We start from the raw sequence: 18,558 nt of genomic DNA, 5'->3' as shown, positions 1-18,558 counted from the left end.
CAGTTTCAGGCCACGGAGGTGGCGTCGGCCGACCCGTGGGCAGGTGCATGGGCATCGAGCGCCTGGCGGATGCCGGCCGCCACGGCCGGGTGTACGGGCAGGGCGAGATGGCCGACCCCGCTGACCCGTACGTTCACCGCGTCGAGGTCCGGGTGGTCGATGCAGGCCGCCTCGACGGGGACGATCACCTGGTCCAGCTCGCTCCAGAAGCTGACGAACCGGGTGCGACAGCCGGGCGCGGGCAGCCGCAGCTCCTCGATCGGCGCCGAACCGCTGCGCATCTGGCGCACGATGGGGTGGGCGCCGGCCAGCGGGGCGACGGCGGTCCCACCGTGGGGCGTACCGAGGGTGACGAGGGTGCGGACCCGCCGGTCACCGCCCAGCCGCTGCACGTAGTAGCGCGCTATCAGGCCGCCGAGGCTGTGCCCGACGATGTCGACCTCGCGGCGGCCGGTCCGGGCGCAGATCTCCTCGATGTGCCGGCCGAGCAGTTCGGCGGCCGTGCGGATGTCGCAGGTCAGCGGGGAGTAGTTGAGCGACTCCAGATGGTGCCAGCCGTGCCGGGCCAGTGAGCGGCGCAGCAGGACGAAGACGGAGCGGTTGTCGATGAAGCCGTGCAGCAGCACGACGGGCGGCCGGGCGGAGCGCCCGGTGGGCAGGGCGGAGGTCCCGGCGGGTGCGGCCGTGGGTGTGGATGCCGGGCCGGTTCGTCCTGGCGTACCCGCCGTCGTTCCTGTGGTCGTTCCTGTGGAGGTTCTCGCGGCTGTTTCCGTGGCTGTTTCCGGTGTGGATCCGGCCGTGGGGCGCCGCTCGCCGGTGATGCCGGTGGGATAGAGGAGCGCGTGCCCCGCGAGCACGACCAGCTCGAGGGCGGTTGCCTTCAGCAGGGCGGTGGACAGCCAGGTGGACGGGATCCGGGCGGACGGCAGCCACGTGGTGCCCGTGCACAACCGGCGCAGCAGTAGAGGAAGAAAAGGCAGGGTCTTCATGGCCGACCTCCCGCTCCGGCACCCGGGGAGAAGCGGCTCGCTGCCCCGTATGCCCTTGTGGGGCGCCATGCCGGAGGAGGTCCGGGCCGGCCGGTCGCCGTCCTGGACTCGCCGTCCGCAGTGCCCTCCGGATCACCATCGGTGACCGGCGGACGGGCAGGCGGTGAGTCGTACCACCGTGCCGTGCGGCTGACGGCGCGGTGGTACGACGACCTCGTTGCGGCTCCCCTGGCAGCCGGTCCCGCACGGCAGGGCTGCCGCGTGCCGCGGGAACGGTGCCCGGTGAACATGTCCCACGTGTGATTTCCCCCTCCCCGTTCACCGCGAAACGGCGGCTTGCGGGATGCTGTGGATAACGTTCGTTCACATTCCCTGGCCTTCAGGCACGGGAGACGCATGTGGAGGCAGTGATGGGTGTGACCGGTCCGATCCGTGTGGTGGTGGCCAAGCCGGGCCTCGACGGCCATGACCGCGGGGCCAAGGTGATCGCGCGGGCGCTGCGTGACGCGGGTATGGAGGTCATCTACACGGGGCTCCACCAGACGCCTGAGCAGATCGTGGACACCGCGATCCAGGAGGATGCCGACGCCATCGGTCTCTCGATCCTCTCCGGTGCGCACAACACGCTCTTCGCGAAGGTGATCGAGCTGCTGAAGGAGCGCGACGCTGCGGACATCAAGGTCTTCGGCGGCGGCATCATCCCGGAGGCGGACATCGCCCCGTTGAAGGAGCAGGGCGTCGCGGAGATCTTCACGCCGGGCGCGACGACGGTCGCGATCGTCGACTGGGTCAACGCGAACGTCCGCCAGCCGGCGGAGGCCTGAGCCGCGGAGGCCTGGGGCCGGTGGAGGCCTGAGGCGCGGAGGCCTGGGTCGGGCGGAGGCCTGAGGCGCAGATGCCTGGTCCGGTGGAGGGCCGAGTGGGATGCGGCCTGGTCCGGTGTTGGGCTGAGCGGGTTTGCGGGCGGTCGCCGGTCCCGCTGCGAGGGGCACGGGCGCGGCGTGCCGTGCCGGCCCCGTGGCCGGGCCGGCGCGGCGTGGCGCTGTCCGCTGCCTCAGAGGCGGCGGCCCGGGGTGAGCTCCAGGTCCATCGCCGCGCGCAGCCGCAAGGTGGAGACCAGGCGCTGGAACGCCTCCGACCAGTAGCCGTTCGCACCCGGTGAGGCGTCCGCCGGCTCGTCGGGCGTCGTGGTGAGGACCTCGAGCCGGTCCGCCTCCGCCGGGTTCAGGCAGCGCTCGGCGAGGCCCATCACCCCGCTGAAGCTCCAGGGGTAACTGCCCGCGTCCCGGGCGATGTCGAGTGCGTCCACGACGGACCGCCCGAGCGGCTCCGCCCAAGGCGTCGGGCAGACCCCCAGTAGCTGGAACGCCTCCGACAGGCCGTGGGCCGCGATGAACCCGGCCACCCAGTCGGCCCGTTCGACGGCGGGCAGAACGGCCAGGAGCTTCGACCGCTCGGCGAGCGACGCCGTGCCGGGGCCGTTCGACGGAGGGGTGGAGGGGGTACCGAGCAGCGCCCGTGCCCACTCCGGGTCGCGCTGGCGCACCGCTGCCCGGCACCAGGCCGCGTGCAGCTCCTTGTCCCAGCCGTCGGCCACGGGCAGGGCGACGATCTCCCGGGCGCTGCGGCCACCGAACCGCGCCGGCCACACCGACAGCGGGGACGACTCCACCAACTGGCCCAGCCACCAGGACCGTTCGCCCCGCCCGGACGGCGGGAGCGCCACCACCCCGTCGCGCTGCATCGCCGCATCGCATTCGTGTGGCGCCTCCACGGCCACGGACGGACCGGTGCCCGTGAGGCCGGGGCTCACGCAGGACAGGGCGCGGGCCGCCATCCTGCGGGCCAGTGCCGATTCGGGGAGCGCGGACAAGAGCTCGGCGGCCGTGGCGCGTACATTGCGGCTGCGGTCGCCGAGGGCCTGCTCCAGGAACTCCTCGTCGGCTCCGGACAGCCCGGTGCGCAGTGAGTCGATGAACATCAGCCGGTCCTCGGCCCGCTCCGTGGACCAGGAGGTGGCGAGCAGCGCGAGTGCGGCATCCGCCTCGTGTGCCCGTACGGAGGACAGCAGGGCGACGCGTTCGGCGAACAGGCCCTCCTCCCACAGCCTGCGCACCGCCTCCGGGTCCGTCACCTCGGGCAGCAGCGCCCTGCCGGAGGCGCCGCGCAGGGCGAACTTCCAGTCGGGGTTCAGCCCGGCCAGCCACAGCCCGCGCAGCCCGGCGAACGCCAGCGCCTGGGGCCGCAGATCGGTCCGCGCCCGAGCCGCGTCCAGCAGCGGCGGCAACGCGGCGTCGGGCGCGCGGTAGCCGTGCAGATTGGCGGTGGCGAGCCACTGCGGGAGCAGCTCCATGAGATCGGGAGCCGTGCCGCGTCTGCCGCCCGAACCGTTCGGCGCCGCCCGGTCCGCGAGCAGCTGCGCCAGCCGGCTCCGGGCGGCCTCCGGCAGCGCCGCGCGCGGGTCGGCGGGTGCGGGATCGGGGCGGGGCGCCGCGGGGGCGGGCAGCAGTCCCGCCCGGCGCCGCACGGTGTGCAGCGCGGCGGCGTCCAGCAGCGCGGCCGCTGCGCCGTCCGGCCCGGTGCCGGACGGCGTCCCGGGCGGGCGGCGGTCCGTGCCGAGCAGCGCCGAGGTGACGAGCTCCTCCCACGGCGGGGGCGCGGATGCTCCGGCGGTCGCGGGGGGTGAAGCACCGGTCGTCGGCGCAGTCGCGGCGGTCGTCGTGGTGGTGGTCGTGGTGGTACGGGGCATCGCTCCTCCTCAGGTCAGATGAGCGGCACGGTCTCGGCGGCGGCAGCAGCTGCTGCGGCTGCGACGGCGTCCGGCCGGGCGTGCGACGACGGATCCGGCGACGCGGCGTCGCCGCCCTCGCTCGCGGCCGGCCAGGCAGCGAGCGGGTCGAAGCCGCGGTGACCGCACTCGCCGAAGACGGTGAGCGGGCGGCCTCCGGAGAGCGCGACGAGCTTCCACAGCGCGGGCCGGGACAGTGCGGTGGCGGCGACGGGCAGGGCCGCATCGCCCTCCGCGTCCGTCAGTTGCCAGCCGTCCGGGGACGGCACGGGTATGACATCGCGCAGCGTCACCGGCCAGGAGTCCAGCCACGGGTCGTCGCTCAGGGCCCTGCCGTACGCGGCGATCGCCTCGGTGACGGGGACGCCCGGCGGTGGTGTCCCGGTCGGCACGGGCAGGCCGAACTGCCGGCCCAGCTCCGCCCGTAGCTGCCCGGCTCCCCCGTAGGGCGTGACCTCGGCGTCGAGCGAGACGCCCACCGGAAGGGCCTGTCCGGGGGAGCGCCCGGCGGCCCCGAAGGACAGCAGCAGCGCGATGCGGCCCGAGTCCCTGCCGTACAGCCAGATGCGGCGGGTGACGATCTTGCCCTCTGGTGTGTCGTACTGCGCGAGGACCAGCCAGTGGTCACGGACCGGCGGTCCGTCCGCGGTGGCTGTCAGGCCCACGCGGGTGCGGACCGTCGCCGCGAGCGGCTGCGGGAGCCGGTCGATGCCCAGCCACGCCGTGTCCAGCAGATGGAGCAGCGCGCACTCCTCCAGCAGTCGCACCGGCCAGCCCGGCCCGGAGGCCGCGATCGCGCCCAACTCCCGCACCCGGCCCGCCAGGCCGGGCGCCTGTGCGTCGACCATGCGGGCGGCCGTCTCGTCCCACAGCCCGTACCCCGACTGCTCGGCCGCGGCCAGCCCGCCGCGCAGCAGGTCGGTCAGGCGCTGCTCCAGCTCCTGCGCGCCGCCGTCGATCCGCTCCGCCCGCCGCTCGGCACGACGCCGGGCGGCCTCGGGGTCGGCCGGACCACCGCCCGCAGTCTTCTCCTTGACCTCGGCGCGGGCGCGACGGTCCGTCAGCCACTCACCGGCCCAGTCGGGCGGATCGCCGGCGGGCGGCGCCGATTCGCCGGAAACGAGGAGGAGCAGCAGACCCAGAGCGTGCTTGCACGGGAACTTGCGGCTGGGGCAACTGCACTTGTACGCGGGCCCCGTGGTGTCGATCACCGTCCGGTAGGGCTTGCTCCCGCTTCCCCGGCACAGCCCCCACACCGCGCCCGAAACATCCCCTCCGGTGTCCGACCATGGACCGGCCGAACCCAGCTTGTTCCCCGCCTTGCGTGAAGCGTCGTCAGGAGCCAGGGCCAGGACCTGCTCCACCGTCCAGCGCGCCGCCGGAGCAGCGGCGCCCAAGGGTTCTCCCCCGTCAGTCAGCAGCATGGGAACGACGGTAGGCCGCACCACTGACAACGGGGCCTCTCCCGTCCGGGGGACCGGCCCTGACCTGCGGCGAGGTCGATTGTCAGTGCCATGGTGCACCGTGGGAACCACATCAGGTCGACCGATCTGGAGGGGGATCCATGACCGTGTCCGCAACCACCGCAGCCAGTGCGACGACCACCGCAGCCGTCGGCGCCGAAGTCCTGCGCCCGCATGCCGAGGACGCCTTCGCCGACGAGCTGAAGGCGCTCGCCGCCGCCGACGACCGCCCCCGGCCCGAGCGTTGGCGGCTGTCGCCGTGGGCCGTCGCCACGTATCTGCTCGGCGGCACCCTGCCCGACGGCACGGTGATCACACCCAAGTACGTGGGCCCGCGCCGCCTCGTGGAGGTCGCCGTCACCACACTCGCCACCGACCGGGCGCTGCTGCTCCTCGGCGTGCCCGGCACCGCCAAGACCTGGGTGTCCGAGCATCTCGCGGCTGCCGTCAGCGGCGACTCGACCCTCCTCGTCCAGGGCACGGCGGGCACACCCGAGGAAGCCGTCCGCTACGGATGGAACTACGCCCGGCTGCTCGCGCACGGCCCCAGCCGTGACGCGCTGGTGCCAAGCCCGCTGATGCGCGCCATGTCCGAGGGCATGACCGCCCGGATCGAGGAACTCACCCGCATCCCCGCCGATGTGCAGGACTCGCTGATCACGATCCTGTCGGAGAAGACCCTGCCCCTGCCCGAACTGGGCCAGGAGGTCCAGGCCGTCCGCGGCTTCAACGTCATCGCCACGGCCAACGACCGCGACCGCGGGGTCAACGAGCTGTCCAGCGCGCTGCGCCGCCGCTTCAACACCGTGGTGCTGCCGCTGCCCGCCACCCCCGAGGCGGAGGTCGACATCGTCTCGCGGCGCGTGGACCAGGTCGGGCGCTCGCTCGACCTGCCGCCCGCGCCTGACGGCCTCGCGGAGATCCGCCGCGTGGTCACGGTCTTCCGCGAACTGCGTGACGGGGTCACCACCGACGGCCGGACCAAGCTCAAGTCCCCCTCGGGGACCCTGTCCACCGCCGAGGCCATCTCCGTCGTCACCAACGGCCTCGCGCTCGCCGCCCACTTCGGCGACGGCGTGCTCCGCCCCGGTGACGTAGCCGCCGGCATCCTCGGTGCGGTCGTCCGTGATCCGGCGGCCGACCGCGTGGTCTGGCAGGAGTATCTGGAGACCGTGGTGCGTGAGCGGGACGGCTGGAAGGACTTCTACCGCGCCTGCCGTGAGGTCTCGGTATGACCGGCGCGCGGCCGCCGGGGCCGCTGCTGCTCGGCGTGCGGCACCACGGACCGGGGTCCGCCCGCGCTGTCCGTGCCGCGCTCGACGCGGCCCGCCCGCAGGCAGTGCTCATCGAGGGCCCGCCCGAGGGGGACGCGCTGCTGCCGCTCGCCGCCGACGAGCAGATGCGGCCGCCCGTCGCCCTGCTCGCCCACGCGGTGGACGACCCGGGCCGGGCGGCGTTCTGGCCGCTCGCCGCGTTCTCGCCCGAATGGGTCGCGATCCGCTGGGCGTTGGCGCACGGCGTCCCGGTCCGCTTCATCGACCTGCCCGCGGCGCACTCCCTGGCCATGACGGAGGAGGGGGAGCAGGACGGCCGCCCGGAGCGGGACGACGAGCCCCGGCCCGTTCCCGTCGACCCGATCCGGGTGCTGGCCGAGACGGCGGGCCACGACGACCCCGAGCGCTGGTGGGAGGACGTCGTCGAACACCGTGTACCCGGCGGTCCCGGCCATCCCGGCGGTCCCGGCGCCGCGGCCGCCGACCCGCTGGCCGCCTTCGCCGCGCTCGGCGAGGCGATGGCCGCTCTGCGAGCGGTCTACGGGGACGGCGGGCACCCCAGGGACGCGGTCCGGGAGGCGTACATGCGCATTCAGCTCCGCGCCGCCCGCAAGGAGTTCGGCGGCGCGTTCGCCGTGGTCTGCGGCGCCTGGCATGTTCCCGCACTCGAAGCGAGGACGACCCAGACCGCCGACCGGGCGCTCCTCAAGGGCCTCCCCAAGGTCAAGACCGAGCTGACCTGGGTGCCCTGGACCCATCAGCGCCTTGCCCGGCACAGCGGATACGGGGCCGGGATCGACTCGCCCGGCTGGTACGAGCACCTCTTCGCCTCCCCGGACCGCCCGGTCGAACGCTGGATGACCAAGGTCGCCGGACTCCTGCGCGACGAGGACCGGTTCGTGTCCTCCGCCCATGTCATCGAGGCGGTCCGGCTCGCCGACACCCTCGCCGCCATGCGGGGCCGGCCCCTCGCCGGACTGAGCGAGACCACCGACGCCGTCCGCGCCGTGATGTGCGAGGGCTCCGACGTGCCGCTCGCCCTCGTCCGGGACCGGCTGGTCGTCGGCGTGACACTCGGAGAAGTACCGGACACCGCCCCCGCCGTGCCGCTGCAGCGCGACCTCAACCGGCAGCAGCGCACCCTCCGTCTCAAACCGGAAGCCGGCGAAAGGGAGTTGGAGCTCGACCTCCGCAAGGACACCGACGCGGCGCGCAGCCGCCTCCTGCACCGGCTGTGTCTCCTCGGTATCGGCTGGGGCGAACCCACCGCGGGCCGGGGGAGCACCGGCACCTTCCGGGAGAGCTGGCGGCTGCACTGGGAGCCCGAGCTGTACGTACGGGTCGCGGAAGCAGGTGTCTGGGGTACCACCGTGCTCTCCGCCGCCACTGCACGCGCCGAGTCGGAGGCCCTGGCGGCCACCACCCTGGCCGAGGTGACCGCCCTCGCCGAGCGGTGCCTGCTCGCCGGACTGCCCGAGGCACTGCCCGTGGTGATGCGGGTCCTTGCCGACCGTGCCGCTCTCGACGCCGATGTCGGTCACCTAGCCGACGCCCTGCCCGCCCTGGCCCGCACCCTGCGCTACGGGGACGTCCGTTCGACGGACACCACCGCGCTCGGCGAGGTCGCGGCAGGGCTCGCCGAGCGGATCTGCGTCGGACTGCCGCCCGCCTGCACCGGGCTCGACGCGGACGGGGCGGCCGCGCTGCGCGGTCAGGTGGACGGCGTCCACACGGCGATCGGACTGCTCGCCGGCGCCGTACCGGAGAACGCGGACGGCCTGCGCGAGCGCTGGAGGGCGGTGCTGCACAAGCTGTCCGCCCGGGACGCGGTCGCCGGCGTCATCCGTGGCCGGGCCGCCCGGCTGCTGCTCGACGAGGGACACCTCGCGCAGGACGATGCCGCCCGGCTGATGGGCCTCGCCCTGTCACCCGGCACGCCCCCCGCCGACGCTGCCGCGTGGATCGAGGGCTTCGTGGGCGGGGCGGCCGGCGGCGGCATGCTCCTGGTCCACGACGAGCGGCTCCTCGCCCTGGTCGACTCCTGGCTCACCGGAGTTCCCGCGGACACGTTCACCGACGTGCTGCCCCTGTTGCGCCGCACCTTCTCGGCGTACGAACAGGGCGTACGCCGCACGCTGGGCGAGCTCGTCCGGCGGGGCCCGGCCGCCACCGGCACGGACCAGGTTCCCGGAGCGGTGCCGGGGCGCGAGTCCACGGCGCCGGGATTCGGACCGGTCCTGGACGGGGTGCGTGCGGATGCGGTGGTGCCGGTGCTGCGTCTACTGCTGGGCCTGGATGCCGTGTCGACGGCGGAGACACCCGACAACCACGAGGAACGGCTGGGGGCAACGGTATGACGACAGGAATCGGCGCGGCGGTGGACGTGGCAGCGACAACAACGGCAACGCCACCACTCCCCGCGGGCGACGGGGAACGGCTGCGGCGGTGGCGCTTGGTGCTGGGGGCGGAGAGCGCGGAGAGCACCGGCCGCACCCTCACCGGCCGCGACGCCGCGATGGACGGCGCGCTGACCGCGCTGTACGAGAGCGGGGGCCGGCCCGGAGGCAGGGGCGGCAGCGGACGATCGGCCGGGCTCGGGGCCTCGGCCCCGTCCGTGGCCCGCTGGCTCGGCGACATCCGTACGTACTTCCCCACGTCCGTCGTCCAGGTCATGCAGCGCGACGCCATCGACCGCCTGGGCCTCTCCGCCCTCCTGCTCGAACCGGAGATGCTGGAGGCCGTCGAGGCGGACGTCCATCTCGTCGGCACCCTGCTCTCCCTCAACAAGGCCATGCCCGAGACGACGAAGGAGACGGCAAGAGCCGTCGTGCGCAAGGTGGTCGAGAAGCTGGAGCAGCAACTCTCCACCCGGACCCGGGCCACGCTGAAGGGCGCCCTGGACCGATCCGCGAAGGTCACGCGGCCCCGGCACCACGACATCGACTGGGACCGCACCATCCGGGCCAACCTCAAGAACTACCTGACCCTTCCCGGTGAGGACGGGGCCGGGACGATCGTCCCTGAGCGGCTCATCGGCTACGGGCGGGCCGCGCAGTCCGTGAAGAAGGACGTCATCCTCTGCATCGACCAGTCGGGCTCGATGGCGGCCTCCGTCGTGTACGCCTCCGTCTTCGGCGCCGTCCTCGCCTCCATGCGCTCGCTGCAGACCAGACTCGTCGTCTTCGACACGGCGGTCGTCGACCTCACCGACCAGCTCGACGACCCCGTCGACGTGCTCTTCGGTACCCAGCTCGGCGGCGGCACCGACATCAACCGGGCGCTCGCCTACTGCCAGTCGAGGATCACCCGCCCCGCAGACACCGTCGTCGTGCTCATCAGTGACCTCTACGAGGGCGGTATCCGCAACGAGATGCTGAAGCGGGTCGCCGCGATGAAGGCGTCCGGAGTGCAGTTCGTGACCCTGCTCGCCCTCTCCGACGAGGGCGCACCCGCCTACGACCGCGACCATGCGGCGGCGCTCTCCGCGTTGGGTGCTCCCGCCTTCGCCTGTACGCCGGACCTCTTCCCGGACGTGATGGCGGCCGCGATCGAGAAGCGGCCCCTGCCCATACCGGACAAGGAGACCCATCAGTAACAGGGGACTTGCGTGCCCCCGGGCACCTCGTGCAAGCATCGTCCCCACATCCGCGGAGGATCGCATTCCGCGGTCCGCGCCATCCTGAGAGGGCTCGCTCCCACGTGACCACCGCAGTTGCCGGCTCCGCCACCGCCCCGCGCCTCCGGCGCGGTGCGGCAGGCCGCCGCGTGCTGCAGGTGGTGTTGTTCCTCGGCGGTCTGCTGGCGCTCGGGCTGCTCTTCGGCGCGCGTGCCCAGGCGGACCAGCAACCGGATCAGCAGCTGCTCCAGCAACCGGAACAGCAGCTGCTCCAAGAAGCGGCCGCGCAACAACTGCCGCACCAGCCGCATCAGCCGGTCCAGCCGCACCAGCCGGTCCAGCAGTTTCGGGAGGCGACAGCGGCGGATGCGGTGGCACCGGTCGTTTCCACTCCACCCGCGCCGCCGGTACGGGAAGCTGGGCAGGTACGGGAAGTGCTGCCGGTACGGGAGGCAGCGCCTGCACGGGAGGCGTCGCCCGTAGGGGAAGTGCCGCCCGTACGGGACACCGTCCGGGGGCTGACCCGGCCCGTCGGCCAGGTCGTCGAGCGGACCGTCGGCACGGCAGTCACGGGTCTCCGGGACGTCACAGCGGCCCTCCCGGGCGGATGGCCGCTGCCCATACCGTCGTTGCCGGCCACGCCCGAGGCGCCGCACGCCGGACCCGCACCGGTGTCCGATGCGCCCGGCAGGGGTGGACCGGACCTCCCGGCCGCGCCCCGCCCCGTCACCGCGTCCGTTCCTCCCATCACCCCGGCGCCTGCCGTGTTCCTCGCGTCGCGCGGGACAGCTGCGGCCCCTCACCGGGAGGCCGCGGCGGATCACCGTCCGGCACCCCGGGGGCCCTTCGGGCCCGACGGCGGGCAGGGCCGCTCCGCGCCCGCCGAGGTCCACCCGCCCCGTGGCGGTGACCAGTACGCCGTTCCGTCGGTGGACGGCACCTTCTTCGGACTCGTGCGTGGCGTCGGCCTTCCGGCGACCGCCGCACCGGTCCGTGACAGATCCGGCGACATCCTCGAATTTCCCGGCTAGGGCAGGCCTTTCCCCCGCCTCGACCTGCCGCGCGGGGGCGGAACAGGTCTGCCCGCAGTCCGGACGTACTCCGGACCGTCGAAAAATTCGAAGGATCTGACACACACATGCACAAGAACATCCGCCGTTCCATAGCCGTCGCTGCCACGGCCACCGGTATGTGGGCCCTCGGCACCGCAGCCGCAAGCGCGGACGAACTGCCCGTCTCCGTCCCCCTTTCCACCCCCGACCACGTGGCCGATGCGGCCGATGTGGCTCACGTGATCGACGGCGTCGACGGTGCTGACGTCGCAGGCAAGGCAGGAGGCCTCCAGGACACCGTCCGGGCGAAGGCGACCGACGTGACGTCCGCCGCCCGGAGCGCCGTCACCGGCCACGCGACCGACCGCACCGATCTCGCCGACATCGCCGACCGCGCAGACGTCGCGGACCGCACCGACCTCGCCGGCCACGCCGCGCAGGTCCGGAACGAGGCCGCCGGCACCCTCGGGAAGGCCGCGGGCACCACGGTCGGCAACCCCGCCCCCGAGGCACCTGTCGACTACCTCTTCGGCCCCATCGAGCAGCTCCCCGGCTACGGGCAGAACATCGGGACCACCGCCGAAGGTGCCCTCACCCAGGCCGCTCCGGTCGTCGGGCAGACCTCCGACGCCGTGCTGCCGCCCCTCGTCGCTGATGCCGTCTCCTCGGTGCTGCCGGTCGTCGGGCAGGCGCTCGGTGACGTCTCCACCCTCGCTCAGGGCGTCACCGGCGAGGTCACACCGTTCGCCGACGGAGTCGTGACGCAGGCCGCTGTGCCCTTTGTGCAGGGCGTGACGACCGAGGTCCAGCCGCTGGCGTACGGAGTGACCGGTGCGGTCCAGCCGTTCGCCGAGGGCGTCGTCTCCGAGGCCCAGCCGCTGGCCCAGGGCCTGGCCGGGGATGCCGTCGCCCCGTTCGCCCAGGGGGTCAGCAGCCAGGTGATGCCACTCGCCCAGGGCGTCGGCTCCGAGGCCCGGCCCTTCGCCGGCGGTCTCGTGTCCACGGTCGGCGACGACGCGGGTCCGGCCGTGTCGCATGCGGCGTACGGCTCCGAGGGGCTGAAGTCCGTCACTCCGGCCTACGTCTCCGACACCGTGTCGTCGGCCTCGGCGACGGTCTCGTCGCTGAACCCGGCGCACTCCGTCACCGCTCCGGCGTACCCGCTCCAGGGGATCTGAGAGGCCCCTCGCACCACTCGCCACACCGCCTTCCGCGCCATCCGTCACTCCGGGCACCGTCCCGGTGACCTGCCGGGCGGCCCCCGTACGGTCCGGACCCACCCGGGTCCGGGACAGGGGGCCGCCCGGTCCGCGTTCGGCCCTCCTGCCCTCGTCCACCGTGCCGATTTGTCCACTGCGACCCGGCTACCAGCGCGATCTGTGACCGTAATCACCGCCCAGGTGGGATCTGCGATTTAGGGTCATGCGGGGCTCGGGGATAACCTGCGAGATGGACATGCCGCGTATTCGGTCACCGTGTGCGCCTTCCTTGTGACAGAGCAGTCACGTTGCCCCTCGCGGCACGCCCACGCAGAAAACCAACCGCGAGACCATTTGATAAGGGACGGACGCGCGTGGACCTGTTCGAGTACCAGGCGAGGGACCTCTTCGCCAAGCACGGTGTACCGGTGCTGGCCGGTGAAGTGATCGAGACGCCTGAGGCAGCCCGCGAGGCGACCGAGCGGCTGGGCGGCAAGTCTGTCGTCAAGGCACAGGTGAAGGTCGGTGGCCGCGGCAAGGCCGGTGGCGTGAAGCTGGCCGCCACCCCTGACGAGGCGGTCGCCCGGGCGACCGACATTCTCGGCATGGACATCAAGGGCCACACGGTCCACAAGGTGATGATCGCCGAGCTGTCCCCGGAGATCGAGGCGGAGTACTACGTCTCGTACCTCCTCGACCGCACCAACCGCACCTTCCTGGCCATGGCCTCGGTGCAGGGCGGCATGGACATCGAGGAGGTCGCGGAGAAGACCCCCGAGGCCCTCGCGAAGGTCCCGGTCAACGCCGTCGACGGGGTCGACATCGTCAAGGCCCGCGAGATCGTGGCCCAGGCGAAGTTCCCGGCCGACGTCGCCGAGGGTGTCGCCGAGGCCCTGGTGACCCTGTGGGACACCTTCGTCGCCGAGGACGCGCTCCTCGTCGAGGTCAACCCGCTGGTGAAGACCAAGGACGGCCGCATCCTGGCACTGGACGGAAAGGTGTCTCTCGACGAGAACGCCGACTTCCGTCAGCCGGGTCACGAGGCGCTCGAGGACAAGGCCGCAGCCAACCCGCTCGAGGCTGCCGCCAAGGCCAAGAACCTCAACTACGTCAAGCTCGAGGGCGAGGTCGGCATCATCGGTAACGGTGCCGGTCTGGTCATGTCGACCCTGGACGTCGTCGCGTACGCCGGTGAGAACCACGGCAACGTGAAGCCCGCCAACTTCCTCGACATCGGTGGCGGCGCCTCCGCAGAGGTCATGGCGAACGGCCTGGAGATCATCCTCGGCGACCCGGACGTCAAGTCCGTGTTCGTCAACGTCTTCGGTGGCATCACCGCCTGCGACGAGGTCGCCAACGGCATCGTCCAGGCGCTGGAGCTGCTCAAGACCAAGGGCGAAGCGGTCACCAAGCCGCTCGTCGTGCGCCTTGACGGCAACAACGCGGAACTGGGTCGCAAGATCCTTTCCGACGCCAACCACCCGCTCGTTCAGCGCGTGGACACCATGGACGGCGCGGCCGACAAGGCCGCCGAGCTCGCCGCGGCTGCGAAGTAAGGAAGAGGGACTCAGACCACCATGGCTATCTTCCTCACCAAGGACAGCAAGGTCATCGTCCAGGGGATGACCGGCTCGACGGGCATGAAGCACACCAAGCTCATGCTCGCCGACGGCACCAACATCGTCGGCGGCGTGAACCCGCGCAAGGCCGGCACGACCGTCGACTTCGACGGCACCGAGGTACCGGTCTTCGGCTCCGTCGCCGAGGCGATGGAGAAGACCGGCGCGAACGTGACCGTCCTCTTCGTGCCGCCGGCCTTCTCCAAGGCCGCCGTCATCGAGGCGATCGACGCCGAGATCCCGCTCGCCGTCGTGATCACCGAGGGCATCGCTGTCCACGACTCGGCCGCCTTCTGGGCGTACGCCGGCGCGAAGGGCAACAAGACCCGGATCATCGGCCCGAACTGCCCGGGTCTCATCACCCCCGGCCAGTCCAACGCCGGCATCATCCCGGGCGACATCACCAAGCCCGGCCGCATCGGTCTCGTGTCGAAGTCCGGCACGCTGACCTACCAGATGATGTACGAGCTCCGTGACATCGGCTTCTCGTCCGCCGTCGGCATCGGTGGCGACCCGGTCATCGGTACGACGCACATCGACGCCCTCGAGGCGTTCGAGGCCGACCCCGACACCGACCTGATCGTCATGATCGGCGAGATCGGCGGCGACGCCGAGGAGCGTGCGGCGGACTTCATCGCGAAGAACGTCACCAAGCCGGTCGTCGGTTACGTCGCGGGCTTCACCGCCCCCGAGGGCAAGACCATGGGCCACGCCGGCGCCATCGTCTCCGGCTCCTCCGGCACCGCGCAGGCGAAGAAGGAGGCCCTCGAGGCCGCCGGCGTCAAGGTCGGCAAGACGCCGACCGAGACCGCCAAGCTGGCACGCGAGATCCTCGGCGCCTGACGCCTCACCGCGTCGGAGCACCACCGCAGGAACGCGTCACCGCACAACGACGCGGGCCCGCATCCCGATCAGGGGTGCGGGCCCGCGTCGTTGTGCGACAGGGCGTGCCGCAGTCGCCAGGTCAGTCGGCCAGGTCAGCCGCCGGGCCGGCCACCCGGGTCAGCCGGCCCGGGGGACCAGACGGCCCGGACCGCGGCCCAGTTCACTGCCGAGCTTCTTCTGAAGCTTCTTGTCCGTCGGCGTCAGCTTCTGCGGACCACCGAGCGGCGGCACCCCCTCGACCCTCTGTCCGGGCGACCGGGGTGTCTCGTACCGCGTCGGCGCCGTTGCCAGGGTGATCAGCGTCAGCCCGATCAGCAGCACGGTGAACGCGATGGCCGCCCTGGTCCACAGCTGTGCCTTGCGCTCGCTGCCCGTACGGATCAGGTCCGGAACGGGGAGCGAGGACGCGGGCTGGGCGAGGGCGAGGGCGCCGAGGTGTTCGTGCAGCAGCGCGGACTGCTCGTCCGGTGTCGGGGGCTCGGCGAGCTCGGGCAGCTGCTCGGCGACCGCGGCCCGGGCGGTCACCAGCCGGCCGGCCGCCGCCGGGGTGCTCGCCTCGGTCTCCGCCGCGGTCTCCGGCAGTCCCAGGCCGACCCCGTCATGCAGCAGCAGGGTGCGGCGGTACGCGGGCGGCAGGGCCAGCAGCGCGTCGAGCAGGGCGCGCGGGCCGGGCGCCTCGGGCGGCGGGTCGGGGTGACGGTGCTCGCGGCGCAGCCGGTGCCACGGCGACATCGCGTACTCGTAGGCGGCCGCCCGCACCCAGCCCACCGGGTCGCGGTCCACGGCGACCTCGGGCCAGCGCTGCCAGGCCTGCTCGAAGGCTTTTCCGACCGCCTCACGGGAGAGGGCGCGGCGGCCGGTGAGCAGATAGGTCTGGCGGTAGAGCGCGGCGGCGGTGTGCCGGTACAGCGCGTCGAACGCCTCGGCCGGCGAGGGTCCGGCCCCGTCGGCCTCTCGGGTTCCTTCGGCTGCCTCGACCGTCCCGGCCGCAGGGGGCGCCTCGGGTGCGGTGGTGCCGGGCTCGGTCGGGTCCATGGCGTCGCTCCCGGTGGCTTCGACGGGGATCGGCGGACGGGTGTTCGGGGACGGCGTCGCGGTCGGCTCGGCAGCCTTCGCAGCCGAAGGCCCGGCCGTCGCCGGAGCGGGAGCCCCAGCCGTCGCCGGAGTCGAAGGCCCAGCTGTCGCCGGAGCGGAAGGCCCGGCCGTGATCGGAGCCGAAGGTCCGGCTGCCGTCTCCGGCACCCGGTCCTCAGCCGCCTGCGAGACCCCGCCCACAGCCGGCCTCGACGCTCGGCCCGCAGTCGCCTTCGCGGTCGCGGCCGACCGGGCCTGCCGCGCGGTGGCGGCCCTCGGCCGGTTGTTCGGAGTGGCCGGCTTGACGGTGGAGGGGCGTGAGGTGGGCCGCGTACTGCCGGTTCCGATCAGCCGCGCGTACACCTCGCGCTTGCGTCCGCGCGGGCTGGTGCGGCCCGTCTCCCAGGCCCGGACCGTGGCCCGGGTGACGCCCACGGCAGCCGCGACCTGCTCCTCACTCAGTGACTTCGCCTCCCGCAGCCTGCGTCGCTCCTTGGGTGAGGGGAGCGGATGGGCTGCGGCCGCGCCGGTCGTGCTCTGCGTCATGAGGGCTCCCCACCCGGCCTGCGCTGGGTCAAAAAGTACATAAACGTATATTGAGCGACACAACGGCCGTTCGCCCGTTACACGGAATAAGCGCGTGTCGTTGGGAGCATTGCGGCGTGACCCAAATGACCGAACGCGGCCCGTTGTTGTCGGCAGAGCACGGACGGTCCGCCGTGCAGGCCCGGGCGCTGCTGCGCGGGGCCGTCGCGGCAGGGCTGGGGCTGGGCTCCGTCGCCGTGCTCGTCGTGGTGCTCTGGATCAGTTCCCCGGCACCCGACAGCGGCCCGGGCGAGGCCGTCCACGCGGCGGCGGGGCTCTGGCTGCTCGCGCACGGCGCCGAACTGATCAGGACCGACACCCTGACCGGGGCTCCGGCCCCCGTCGGCGTCGTTCCGCTGCTCCTCAGTGCCCTGCCGGTCTGGCTGGTGCACCGGGCTGCCAGGGATGTGCTGGAGCCCGAGGAGGGGCGCCGTGTCCCCTCGGCCGGGGGCACGATCGCCCTGGTTGCGGGGGGATATCTGCTGGTCGGGGCGGCTGTCGCGCTCTACGCCCGGGGTTCCTCGCTGTCCGCCCGGCCGCTGTCCCTGCTGTTCCCGGCGGTTCTTGTGGTGGCGGGCGCGGCGGCCGCCGGGGTGTGGACGGCCTCGGGGCGCCCGCTCGGGCCGCCGCCCTCGTGGGCACCGGTGCGGCTGCACGAGGCGATGGCACGCTCCCGGTTCGGGCGGCGCGCGGAGGCGGTGGGCCGGTCCGCGACGGCCGGTGTGGCGGTCCTGTTGGGCGGGGGCGCGCTGGTGGCCGCGGCGGCGCTGGTGTGGCACGCAGAACCGGTCCAGGAGTCGTTCCTGCGGCTCTCCGGCGACTGGGCCGGGCGCTTCGCGGTGCTCCTGCTGGCGCTGGCGCTGGTGCCGAACGCCGCGGTGTGGGGTGCCGCGTACGGGCTCGGCCCCGGCTTCGCGCTCGGTACGGCGTCCACGGCCACCCCGATCGCCTTCGAGGGGCACCCCTCGCTGCCGGACTTCCCGCTGCTGGCCGCGCTGCCGTCGCAGGGGGCCGGGACGCCCGTGAACTGGGCGGCCGCCGCGGTGCCGGTCGCCGCCGCGTTGACGGTCGCCTGGTTCACCGTACGAAGGGCGGCGCCCGCCCACGGTGAGCGCGAGGAGGCGTGGAGCCTGCGCGAGACGGCGATCACCACCGCGCTGGCGGCGGTCGGCTGCGGCATGGGCGCCGCCGTGCTGGCGGCCGCGGCCGGGGGGCCGCTGGGGGCCCACGTGCTGGCACGGTTCGGCCCCGTCTGGTGGCTCGCGGGGGCGGCGGCCCTGGTGTGGACGGCGGCACTCGCCGTCCCGGCGGCGCTGCTGCTGCGGGCCTGGCGGCTCCGTGGGCGTACGCCGGCCGAACAGCAGGAGGCCGAGGCGGAGGGGGCCGCTGCGGGCGGTACGGATGAGGTCCGGAAGCCCGGGGACGAGGTGGAGGAGGAGGGCGGGCAGGCCTGGCGCAGGTGGTGGCCGAGGCGCGGCCCCCGGCCGGCGGAACCCGGGGCGGACGAGGCCCCCGTCTCCGTACCCCGCCCGGCCGGCCCCCGTCAGGCCGACGAGGACGACGTGTTCGAGGCGTACGACTTCCTGCCGACCGATCCCTGGCACGCGAAGACGTCCGACGCACGGCCGGCCGGGTCGTCGGCACCCGCAGCAGCCGGAGAGTCCGAAGCAGCCGTCGCAGCAGCCGGAGAGTCCGAAGCAGCCGTCGCAGCAGCCGGAGAGTCCGAAGCGGGCGTCGCAGCAGCCGGGGAGTCCGAGGCAACCGTCGCGACAGCCGGAGAATCCGCACCGGCGACGTACTCGTCACCGGCCGGACCGGCCGCGCCTCTCGGCCCGGCCGGTCCGCAGGACGCTACCGGAGCCAATCGCAGTGCATAGGGCTCCGGCCCGGAGGTGAAGCGAATCTGAGTGCTGCTCCGAGTGGCAGGTCAGAGAGTGGCAGGTCGAAGCGGGTGGTTCTGCTGCTCGATGTACTGACGGTCGATGGATAGCGGTGCCCCGCCCTGATGTACGGC

The 18,558-nt window shown here is 73.3% G+C and carries 13 protein-coding genes; 9 read left to right on the top strand and 4 right to left on the bottom strand.

Translation table 11 applies throughout. The annotated features are described in order from the left end of the window. Positions 1-5: 5 nt before the first annotated feature. The gene (locus ACIOEW_RS11320) at positions 6-989 is read right to left on the bottom strand and encodes an esterase/lipase family protein (RefSeq protein ID WP_401963367.1); all 984 of its coding nucleotides are present in this window, start codon (positions 987-989) and stop codon (positions 6-8) included. A gap of 410 nt (positions 990-1,399) precedes the next feature. Between ACIOEW_RS11320 and ACIOEW_RS11315 the strand changes: the two genes are divergently transcribed. Continuing rightward, a complete protein-coding gene (locus ACIOEW_RS11315) occupies positions 1,400-1,813 on the top strand; it encodes a cobalamin B12-binding domain-containing protein (protein ID WP_328898391.1) in 414 nt (137 codons plus the stop codon). 230 nt (positions 1,814-2,043) lie between these two features. On the opposite strand, the gene ACIOEW_RS11310 is transcribed toward ACIOEW_RS11315, so the two are convergent. Next, on the bottom strand, positions 2,044-3,738 hold the full coding sequence (locus tag ACIOEW_RS11310) for a DUF5691 domain-containing protein (RefSeq protein WP_401963365.1): 1,695 nt from the start codon (positions 3,736-3,738) through the stop codon (positions 2,044-2,046). A 14-nt stretch (positions 3,739-3,752) separates the two neighbouring features. Beyond that, complete coding sequence (locus tag ACIOEW_RS11305; protein ID WP_401963363.1) at positions 3,753-5,201, bottom strand: SWIM zinc finger family protein; 1,449 nt, start codon at positions 5,199-5,201, stop codon at positions 3,753-3,755. Positions 5,202-5,341: 140 nt separating this feature from the next. Here ACIOEW_RS11305 and ACIOEW_RS11300 point away from each other — a divergent pair, with 140 nt between their 5' ends. The 7 genes from ACIOEW_RS11300 to sucD all read left to right on the top strand — a co-directional run bounded on the left by ACIOEW_RS11300 (position 5,342) and on the right by sucD (position 14,843). Then, positions 5,342-6,475 carry an AAA family ATPase gene (locus tag ACIOEW_RS11300; RefSeq protein ID WP_362546146.1) on the top strand — a complete coding sequence of 378 codons (1,134 nt, stop codon included), beginning with the start codon at positions 5,342-5,344 and terminating at the stop codon, positions 6,473-6,475. Further along, positions 6,472-8,871 (top strand): DUF5682 family protein, encoded by a 2,400-nt coding sequence (locus ACIOEW_RS11295; protein WP_401963361.1) that lies wholly within the window; start codon positions 6,472-6,474, stop codon positions 8,869-8,871. Before ACIOEW_RS11300 ends, ACIOEW_RS11295 begins: the two co-directional genes overlap by 4 nt. Beyond that, positions 8,868-10,109, top strand: coding sequence for a vWA domain-containing protein (locus tag ACIOEW_RS11290; protein WP_401963360.1), 1,242 nt, complete (start codon positions 8,868-8,870; stop codon positions 10,107-10,109). The genes ACIOEW_RS11295 and ACIOEW_RS11290 overlap by 4 nt, the downstream gene beginning before the upstream one ends. 104 nt (positions 10,110-10,213) lie before the next feature. After that, on the top strand, positions 10,214-11,161 hold the full coding sequence (locus tag ACIOEW_RS11285; RefSeq protein WP_401963359.1) for a hypothetical protein: 948 nt from the start codon (positions 10,214-10,216) through the stop codon (positions 11,159-11,161). 107 nt (positions 11,162-11,268) lie between these two features. Further along, positions 11,269-12,360, top strand: coding sequence for a hypothetical protein (locus ACIOEW_RS11280; protein WP_401963357.1), 1,092 nt, complete (start codon positions 11,269-11,271; stop codon positions 12,358-12,360). Between the two features lie 395 nt (positions 12,361-12,755). Beyond that, a complete protein-coding gene (gene sucC, locus ACIOEW_RS11275) occupies positions 12,756-13,937 on the top strand; it encodes an ADP-forming succinate--CoA ligase subunit beta (protein ID WP_362546157.1) in 1,182 nt (393 codons plus the stop codon). A gap of 21 nt (positions 13,938-13,958) precedes the next feature. Beyond that, positions 13,959-14,843 carry a succinate--CoA ligase subunit alpha gene (gene sucD, locus ACIOEW_RS11270; protein WP_362546159.1) on the top strand — a complete coding sequence of 295 codons (885 nt, stop codon included), beginning with the start codon at positions 13,959-13,961 and terminating at the stop codon, positions 14,841-14,843. A gap of 159 nt (positions 14,844-15,002) precedes the next feature. On the opposite strand, the gene ACIOEW_RS11265 is transcribed toward sucD, so the two are convergent. Next, complete coding sequence (locus ACIOEW_RS11265) at positions 15,003-16,505, bottom strand: helix-turn-helix domain-containing protein (protein WP_401963355.1); 1,503 nt, start codon at positions 16,503-16,505, stop codon at positions 15,003-15,005. A gap of 125 nt (positions 16,506-16,630) precedes the next feature. On the opposite strand from ACIOEW_RS11265, the gene ACIOEW_RS11260 reads away from it, so the two are divergent. Next, complete coding sequence (locus ACIOEW_RS11260; RefSeq protein WP_401963854.1) at positions 16,631-18,421, top strand: DUF6350 family protein; 1,791 nt, start codon at positions 16,631-16,633, stop codon at positions 18,419-18,421. Positions 18,422-18,558: the final 137 nt, after the last annotated feature.

The sequence above is a fragment of the Streptomyces sp. NPDC087901 genome, from assembly GCF_044742205.1.
Classification (GTDB): Bacteria; Actinomycetota; Actinomycetes; order Streptomycetales; family Streptomycetaceae; genus Streptomyces.
Note: the sequence above shows the minus strand (reverse complement) of the source record. Positions and strands in the feature narration are given on the sequence as shown.

Excerpts from the sequence above, each read along its gene's own strand:
- ACIOEW_RS11320 (WP_401963367.1), bottom strand. The coding sequence starts at position 989 with ATGAAGACCCTGCCTTTTCTTCCTCTACTGCTGCGCCGGTTGTGCACG.
- ACIOEW_RS11315 (WP_328898391.1), top strand. The coding sequence starts at position 1,400 with ATGGGTGTGACCGGTCCGATCCGTGTGGTGGTGGCCAAGCCGGGCCTC.
- ACIOEW_RS11310 (WP_401963365.1), bottom strand. The coding sequence starts at position 3,738 with ATGCCCCGTACCACCACGACCACCACCACGACGACCGCCGCGACTGCG.
- ACIOEW_RS11305 (WP_401963363.1), bottom strand. The coding sequence starts at position 5,201 with ATGCTGCTGACTGACGGGGGAGAACCCTTGGGCGCCGCTGCTCCGGCG.
- ACIOEW_RS11300 (WP_362546146.1), top strand. The coding sequence starts at position 5,342 with ATGACCGTGTCCGCAACCACCGCAGCCAGTGCGACGACCACCGCAGCC.
- ACIOEW_RS11295 (WP_401963361.1), top strand. The coding sequence starts at position 6,472 with ATGACCGGCGCGCGGCCGCCGGGGCCGCTGCTGCTCGGCGTGCGGCAC.
- ACIOEW_RS11290 (WP_401963360.1), top strand. The coding sequence starts at position 8,868 with ATGACGACAGGAATCGGCGCGGCGGTGGACGTGGCAGCGACAACAACG.
- ACIOEW_RS11280 (WP_401963357.1), top strand. The coding sequence starts at position 11,269 with ATGCACAAGAACATCCGCCGTTCCATAGCCGTCGCTGCCACGGCCACC.
- sucD (WP_362546159.1), top strand. The coding sequence starts at position 13,959 with ATGGCTATCTTCCTCACCAAGGACAGCAAGGTCATCGTCCAGGGGATG.
- ACIOEW_RS11265 (WP_401963355.1), bottom strand. The coding sequence starts at position 16,505 with ATGACGCAGAGCACGACCGGCGCGGCCGCAGCCCATCCGCTCCCCTCA.
- ACIOEW_RS11260 (WP_401963854.1), top strand. The coding sequence starts at position 16,631 with ATGACCGAACGCGGCCCGTTGTTGTCGGCAGAGCACGGACGGTCCGCC.